This is a genomic window from Ornithinibacter sp., from assembly GCF_035443565.1.
GTDB lineage: Bacteria > Actinomycetota > Actinomycetes > Actinomycetales > Dermatophilaceae > Fodinibacter.
In genome coordinates this window covers 1-1084 of the sequence record NZ_DAORSO010000427.1, presented here as the reverse complement: position 1 = coordinate 1084, position 1084 = coordinate 1, and the positions used below count along the sequence as shown (strand labels likewise).

The 1084-nt window shown below is 68.0% G+C and carries 1 protein-coding gene; it reads left to right on the top strand.

Going from position 1 to position 1084, the window contains the following annotated elements; genetic code table 11:
* The coding region (locus PLL68_RS15720; protein ID WP_324535708.1) for an IS3 family transposase at positions 1–1051 on the top strand (1051 nt) is incomplete at its 5' end.
* Positions 1052–1084: the final 33 nt, after the last annotated feature.

Sequence of the window (1084 nt, the reverse complement as noted above, 5' to 3'; positions counted from 1 at the left end):
CGCTCTTGGAGATGCTCTCCGAGAGCACGAACCTGCCGAAGCGGCCGCGGTGATCAACCCCGCCGTCGACGAGCTCGCCGAGCAGGTCGGGGTGAAGCACGCCTGTGCGTTGCTGGGCCGGCCCCGCGGCAGCCACTACCGAGCGAAGAAGCCGCCGGCCCACGGACCGGCACCCAAGCGGCCCACGCCACCCAACGCCCTCACGCTGGCCGAGCAGGCCCAGGTGCTGGCCGTGCTGACCAGCGAACGGTTCTGTGACAAGAGCGTCTCCCAGGCCTGGGCCACGCTGCTGGACGAGGGCACCTACCTGTGCTCGATGTCCACGATGCACCGGATCCTGCGCCGCAACGACGCAGCCGGGGAACGTCGCCGGCAGGCGGTCCATCCGGCGAAGAAGAAGCCCGAACTGCTGGCCACCAAGTCCGGGCAAGTCTGGTCGTGGGACATCACCAAACTCCGCGGCCCCGGCCGTGGGATCTGGTTCCAGCTCTACGTCGTGCTCGACATCTTCTCCCGCTACGTCGTGGCCTGGACCGTCCAAGCCTGCGAGGACTCGCAGATCGCCAAGACCATGCTCGAGGAGGCATTCGGCCTGCACGGCATCCCCGACGCGGTCCACGCCGACAGAGGCACCTCGATGACCTCCAAGCCCGTCGCCCAGCTCCTGCTCGACCTGGGCGTGGACCGCTCCCACTCCCGACCACGGGTCAGCAACGACAACCCCTACAGCGAGTCGGCGTTCAAGACCTTGAAGTACGCCCCCGTGTTCCCCGACGCGTTCGGCTCTCTGGCCGACGCCCGCACGTTCTGCGAGGCGTTCTTCACCTACTACAACCACGAGCACCGACACTCCGGGATCGGACTTCATACCCCCGCGTCGGTCCACTTCGGCACCGCCGCCGAGATCCGCGCCCAGCGCCAGGCCACCCTCGACGCCGCCCACGCCACCCACCCGCACCGATTCGGCAACCGCCGACCCCAGGCACCCAAACTGCCCCAGGCCGCCTGGATCAACCAACCCTCACCGGAGGCCCTCATACAGACCGCGTAACGACACGTGTCTCAGACTGCTTGACATCTTCCG